Origin of the sequence: Occallatibacter sp. (genome assembly GCF_049802275.1) — a bacterium.
GTDB lineage: Bacteria > Acidobacteriota > Terriglobia > Terriglobales > Acidobacteriaceae > Telmatobacter.
The window spans coordinates 1-5,973 of the sequence record NZ_JBARMD010000309.1; the positions used below are offsets into that span (position 1 = coordinate 1).

Here is a 5,973-nt window from a genome sequence, read left to right on the forward strand (position 1 = left end):
AACTTGGCATCAGCGTTTGCGGAGGCCGCGGCAAACACTCTCAACGCACGCCGGCCGAACTCCTTGATTTCGCCGGCCGCACCGGCCTGAACGGCACCGACCTTGCCCGTACCAGCCGTCTCACCGCTCGTATTGATAACAACGCCATCGCCGACGGCTTCCAGCTCTACCTGCATTCCTTCATCATTGATAAGACCGGCGAATGGGCCGTTGTCCAGCAAGGCATGAACGAGGAAAACCGGCTCGCTCGGCGCTATCACTGGCACTCTTCCGCTGTGCGCGACTTCATCTCTGAACCGCATACCGCGATCGTCGGAAAGCCCCAGGGAACGATTTTGAACCTCGTCGATCACCGCGCCGGCCACGCTCAAAAGGCGTTGCTCACCATCGCACACGAACCAGTGCAAACCTCCCTCAACGAAATCCGCAGACTGATCATGCCGTCGCATCACGATGTCCGGCCGGCCGACGTCGATCTCAAACGCCTCGGCGCTGTACTCGCCATCGCACACGAACAGGAGCTTCGCGACTTCGCGTCGTTCTTGCTGGTTGAAGGCCTCGGCCCGCGCACCCTGCAATCGCTTGCGCTGGTCGCGGAAGTCGTGCACAGCGCACCCAGCCGGTTCGCCGATCCGGCTCGTTTCTCCTTTGCTCATGGCGGAAAGGACGGCCATCCCTTCCCCGTTCCGCTCAGGACCTACGACGAATCGCTTGGCGTGCTCCGCAGGGCTCTCGACGCGGCAAAGTTAGGCCACACAGAAAAGCTCGAAGGTTTCCGCCGTCTTGACCGTCTTACGCGCAATGTCGAATCCAACATGGAGCCCCTGGCCGATTTCGGCGCTGCAATCGATCACGAGCGCAATATCTCATCTTCCGTTGGCGGCAGAACCGTGTTCGACGATGCTCGCAAGCCGAAAAAGACAGCCGCGAATCAGCAGCGTTCCCTGTTCGACGAGTAATCCGCTTTTCAGCAGATGCAACCGAAAGCCTGGCGCCGTGCGACAGTAAAAGTAAGCATGGCGGAAAACTCGACATTAAGCGCGCGCACCAGATTTCTCGGCTACGGCGCATGCGCGATTGCCGGATGCCTCTGGGGCACCGGATTCTACTTCGGCCGCGTTGCTTTGAATGAGATGAGCGTGGAGCACATGGTGCTTTACCGCTTTCTTTTCGCCTGCGTCGGCCTGCTTCCGGTGGCCCTGCTGAACCGGGTGCGCTTTACGGGAAGCGAGATTCGCATCATCCTGATCTCTTCCGCTTTCGGGATTCCGATTCAATTCCTTATCCAATTCCACGGCCTCGAACACACCACCGTGAGCCACGCCTCGTTGATGGTCGGCGCCATGCCCGTATTGCTCGGTGTTGCCGCCGCTATGTTCGCCGGTGAACGTCTTGATGGCATCGGCTGGTCTGCCTTGGTGGCCTCCACCATTGGCGCTGCCCTGATCGTCCTTGGCGGACATCGTGGCCCGGCAACGCAAGGCGAGCCAAGCTTGTACGGCGACCTGCTGGTTCTTTTATCACTTTGCACTGCGCTTAGCTGGATTCTTCTCAGCAAAAAGCTGATGCAAACGCATAGTCCCGTTGTGGTCACGGCCTACAGCATCGTTACCGGAACCATCATGCTCGCCGTCTGGACTCTCGGCCCGATGCTCCTCAATCCCTGGCGCACGCATAAGGTCGCACCGCCGCCCTTCGCCCATGTCAGCTCAACCGCCTGGGTGGCGCTGGCCATCAGCGGCCTGGCCTGCACCGCCACCACGACATTCCTCTGGAACTGGGGCATTCATCACGTTCCCGCTTCTCGCGCTGGTGTCTTCCTCAACATCGAGCCTGCCCTCGGCTCCTATCTGGGAGTCAAACTACTCGGGGAACACCTCGGCCCATACGCATGGGTCGGCGGGGCGCTTATTCTTGGTGCCGCAATCGTCTTAACCACACGCGGCCACGAATCCCAGCCCGATGTGATCCTCGAATAAAGGCGCCGCGGTAATGCGCCGGAAGTCACACTCAGATCAATCCAAAGTCTCATACCGACACCACCATCGCGCCATTGAGAGTTGGCACCAGGGGGCTAGACTCGCTCTTGGTCATGGAGGTGGTTGTGACCCTGTTGACGTGGAGTCACGAGTGCATCGTCGGCGTCGAAGCCATGGACGATCAGCACGGGATCCTGATGGACACCCTGAACGAGCTGCGTATCTCTCTCGTCCACGGAGCCGACCGCCGCGCCATCTGCCTGCAACTCGAGCGTCTCATCGAGTTCACCCGGATGCACTTTGAATGCGAAGAACTGCTCCTGCACCATCAGGGCTTCCCTGGCGCAGACGAACACCAGACCGCACACAAGCATCTGCTGGCAAGACTTTATACCGCCCTGGAACAGTTGAACCATGATGACTTCGTTCAATTCAGTTCCCTGCTCGAATTCCTACCCTCCTGGTACCTGGAGCACGTGGAGCAACTCGACCGACCCTACGGCAAGTGGCTGAACGAACGCGGCGTCTTCTGATATGAGTACCCGCGCGCACCTCATCTCCGAGAAATCTCGACCGCGCCAAGATTCTTTCTCAATTCCATCTCACGAGTGCCGATATTCTGAACCGGATTTGTCTAGGTCTCGAACGACAATTGTGCCGAAGCCCAGGGTGAAAGCGGACCTTTAGGCTCCGCAGCCAGGTCGTATACCAGCCGCTCCAGCACCAGTCGCTTGTCGGGGGGCGACGAACGCAATTCGAGATCGGCTCGCGCAATCAGCCGCAACGCGCGCGTCAGTTCGCGCCGGCTTTTGTAGCGCCGTGCCTGTCGAATCAGATCATCGGCAGCAAAAGGCGGCATGCGAAAGCCCTGCCACAACGCCTGCCAGATCGCGCGCGAGTCCCGCACGTTCTTCTCGACGATTACCAGCATCTGCCGGAATGTTCGCGCCAGCATATAAAGGTGTCCGATCGCAGCATCCTCGCCCGCATCCGAGCTGTTCAGCAACCCATGCAGCAGCGCAAGCGCCCGCGCCGAGTTGCGGGAACTGATGGCGTCTGTCAACTCATACAGCGATCTCTGCTTGGCGGCGAGCACCATCGTTTCCACATCGCCCAGTGTGATGCGGCCACGTCCGAAGGTATACAGCAACAACTTTTCAAGCTCCGACGCAATCAGCATCATGTCCGCTCCAAGCGCATCCACCAGTTCGCGCGCCGCTTCGGGCTCCAATTTGGTATCGGCCCCTTGTGCGGTTGCCACAGCCCAGCGCATCGCATCTTCTTCACCCACCCGCGCCAGTTCAATCATGCCGCAATGCTCGCCCAGCGTTTCGGTCAGCCGCTCGAAGCGATTCTTGTCGTCCATTTCCATGCGCCGTGTATCGGTGGGAATACGCAGAAAATCCGCAACAAATATAAGCAGCGCCTGCGGATTCGGCGACTTGAAGTAGCGCTCCAGCGCGGCAAACTCGTCCTTCTTCGCTCCCCGCGTGTACAACTGCCGGATATTGCGCACGAAGATCACCTGAAAGGGAGCCATCAGTGACGGCGTTTGCGCCCGATCCAGCACGTCAAAAATCGGAGTGGAACTCAGGTCGAGATCAGAGAGGCAGAAGTCTTTCAGGTCCGGCGGAACAAAGGCTCTCAGAACAGCTTCCCTGCACCGATCCAGGAGAAAGATTTCGTCGCCCGCGAGCACATAGCCCGGCTTCAGCGATCCCTTGCCAGCCGACGCGGCCTCAACCTCTGCTACGAATCGTCCGACTGCGCTAAAACCCGCACCCCAGCGAGAGCCGGTCATGGAACGAAGCTCCAAGTTGGTCGCAAAGCGAACATGCGTATACAGATTACCAGCGCAACACCATCCAGAACCTGAGGATTAAGGGGCGGAAACCTCAACTACAACCCTAATCTCAAGCAAACCGCTATCCGCCGTTCCCTGTCTCCGACGCTGGCCTCGGAGAACTGCCCTGTTCCCGATTCCCTGTTCCCTTGTGCCCTGCCTTTTCACATTCCCTCCAGCACATCCGCCACCAGCGCCCGCGCAAAGTCACGCGACAAGCGATAAACCGCGGCGGGGCTCTCATCCAGAAACGTACGCAGATCGGAGGTCGCCTGGTACTGATTGCGGAAGACGTAGTTCTTGTTCTCGTAGAGCACCTTGCCGCCGCTGTCCACGAGCGTCACGGATACAACCAGCGTAATCAGATAACTCGACGACTGCTGCGTCGAGGTGTTGTAGGTCAGCGGCTCTACCACTTCCTTGAGGATCGTCCCATGCAGCACTACGTCTGGATTGCCACCCGCAGTGGGGGCCGCGCGCAAACGCGAACGCGCTGCAAACTCGCGAATCACGGCATCTGTCATGGATGTTTCGGTGTGGTACACCTCGGTACGCGTCGCAAACATCGGCACAGAGAGCGTCCGCGCATCCGGCGGCAGGTGCGTAGCCGCACCAACCGTGTGGTATCCGCAGCCGGAGATTGCTCCCGCCGCCAGAAGGATAGCCAACCGAATATGTCCGCGAATCATGCTTGCATTATTGTAGCGTCGCGATTCGTCCGCGGATTTCACACCCACGCTGTCACCAGCATGCCCAGGCCCAGCGGCGAAAGTTTCAGACCGTCCGCTCGATTCATGAAATAGAGATCGTTTAGTTGGGCGGAACCTACCTGCTCGATGCGTCGGAATCCCGCCGCTCGCAGTTCCGCCTCCAGATCATCCGGTTTGAAGAGGAGACGGAATGGCTCACCAGCCGCTGCCACACGTTCCGATAACCTGTCGAACGCGATGCGTCCGATGGGGCTCAGCATCTCCGGCGCCACCGCATAGTCGAAACTCATCCCGCTTCCGGCAGGCATCCGCGCAACCACGCCCAACGTGGCGCGAAATGCATCAAGCGTCAAATACGGCACCACGCCCAGCCAACTGAAAAACGCCGGCTCATCCATTTCCAGCCCGCCCTTCGCCAACCCCTCCGCCAGTGTCTGGTGCTCAAAATCGAGTGCCACAAATACGAGATTCGGCGGCAAAGCGATCGCAGCGTCCTCAAGCATCGAGCGCTTCCATACCTGTGTTGCCGGAAAGTCCACTTCAAATACCCGCAGAGCAGGAAACCGATTGCGATAGGCAAATGTATCCAACCCGGCCCCAAGCACCACGTATTGCTTCACGCCGCGTGCCACAGACTCGGCCAGCTGATCCTCTGCATAACGGCTCCGCGCAGCCATGAAGCCGCGAAAATCCCTCCCCACCGGGTGGATCGCGCGTTCCATGAGCCTCGGAAACCCATTGCCGACTAAGCGCACTGCAATGGGGTCATCCAGCACTGGGGGATCGTCGATAAGCTGGTGCGCTGCCCGTCGAATCGCCACACCCAAGGCAGTCTTGCTGGCCCGGCCCGTCTCCATAAAATCCAGTCTAGATGAACGGCAAAGGACCCTCGCCGCATACCATCATTCCTATGACCTGGATTGGATGGGCGCTTCTATCAGCGATATTCGCCGCAGCCACCGCGCTGCTGGCCAAAGTGGGTGTCGCACATGTCGACTCAAACCTCGCCACAGCAATACGCACCACTGTCGTCCTGGTGTTCGCATGGGCCATTGCGCTGGCCCTCGGAAAGCACGGCGAAATTCGACTGATCGACCGACGCACGCTCGTTTTTCTGGTTCTTTCCGGAATGGCCACAGGCCTGTCGTGGCTATGCTACTTCCGTGCCCTGCAACTCGGCCCCGCATCGCGAGTCGCCCCACTCGACAAACTCAGCGTGCCACTCGTAATGGTCTTCGCCTGGCTCCTGCTAGGTGAAAAGCTCACCGTGCCGACAATAGCCGGCGGCCTCCTCATTACCGCCGGCGCAGTCGTGATGGTCCTCGGCTGAGCGGTCGTGAGGCAGATCTCAATGCAGGCGTTATTCTGGTACGACGGAATGAATTACAGGCCAGAGATTGTCAGGCAAAGAATCGAGGGTGCCCCATCCATGACGCGGCTT

Annotated in this window: 7 protein-coding genes; 4 read left to right on the forward strand and 3 right to left on the reverse strand. The window is 59.3% G+C overall.

From position 1 onward, the window contains the following. From WA354_RS10760 to WA354_RS10770, 3 genes are all read left to right on the forward strand, one after another. Positions 1-959: DUF763 domain-containing protein (locus WA354_RS10760; protein WP_472813009.1), on the forward strand; the 959-nt coding region annotated here is incomplete at its 5' end. Positions 960-1,016: 57 nt separating this feature from the next. Next, positions 1,017-1,979: a DMT family transporter gene (locus tag WA354_RS10765; protein WP_472813010.1), complete on the forward strand. Its 963-nt coding sequence runs from the start codon at positions 1,017-1,019 to the stop codon at positions 1,977-1,979. Positions 1,980-2,104: 125 nt separating this feature from the next. Continuing rightward, positions 2,105-2,512: a bacteriohemerythrin gene (locus WA354_RS10770; protein WP_472813011.1), complete on the forward strand. Its 408-nt coding sequence runs from the start codon at positions 2,105-2,107 to the stop codon at positions 2,510-2,512. A gap of 101 nt (positions 2,513-2,613) precedes the next feature. On the opposite strand, the gene holA is transcribed toward WA354_RS10770, so the two are convergent. The 3 genes from holA to WA354_RS10785 form a co-directional block, all read right to left on the reverse strand. Continuing rightward, positions 2,614-3,780, reverse strand: a complete 1,167-nt coding sequence (gene holA, locus WA354_RS10775) for a DNA polymerase III subunit delta (protein ID WP_472813012.1) — start codon at positions 3,778-3,780, stop codon at positions 2,614-2,616. A 206-nt stretch (positions 3,781-3,986) separates the two neighbouring features. Beyond that, positions 3,987-4,511 (reverse strand): LPS assembly lipoprotein LptE, encoded by a 525-nt coding sequence (gene lptE, locus WA354_RS10780; RefSeq protein ID WP_472813013.1) that lies wholly within the window; start codon positions 4,509-4,511, stop codon positions 3,987-3,989. A 38-nt stretch (positions 4,512-4,549) separates the two neighbouring features. Further along, entirely contained in the window at positions 4,550-5,389 is an 840-nt protein-coding gene (locus WA354_RS10785) for a class I SAM-dependent methyltransferase (RefSeq protein WP_472813014.1), read from the reverse strand. Positions 5,390-5,403: 14 nt separating this feature from the next. Between WA354_RS10785 and WA354_RS10790 the strand changes: the two genes are divergently transcribed. Further along, positions 5,404-5,862, forward strand: coding sequence for an EamA family transporter (locus WA354_RS10790; protein WP_472813015.1), 459 nt, complete (start codon positions 5,404-5,406; stop codon positions 5,860-5,862). The last annotated feature ends 111 nt before the right edge of the window (positions 5,863-5,973 follow it).

Coding starts and splice junctions, on each gene's coding strand:
- WA354_RS10765 (WP_472813010.1), top strand. CDS start 1,017: ATGGCGGAAAACTCGACATTAAGCGCGCGCACCAGATTTCTCGGCTAC.
- holA (WP_472813012.1), bottom strand. CDS start 3,780: ATGACCGGCTCTCGCTGGGGTGCGGGTTTTAGCGCAGTCGGACGATTC.
- lptE (WP_472813013.1), bottom strand. CDS start 4,511: ATGATTCGCGGACATATTCGGTTGGCTATCCTTCTGGCGGCGGGAGCA.
- WA354_RS10785 (WP_472813014.1), bottom strand. CDS start 5,389: ATGGAGACGGGCCGGGCCAGCAAGACTGCCTTGGGTGTGGCGATTCGA.
- WA354_RS10790 (WP_472813015.1), top strand. CDS start 5,404: ATGAACGGCAAAGGACCCTCGCCGCATACCATCATTCCTATGACCTGG.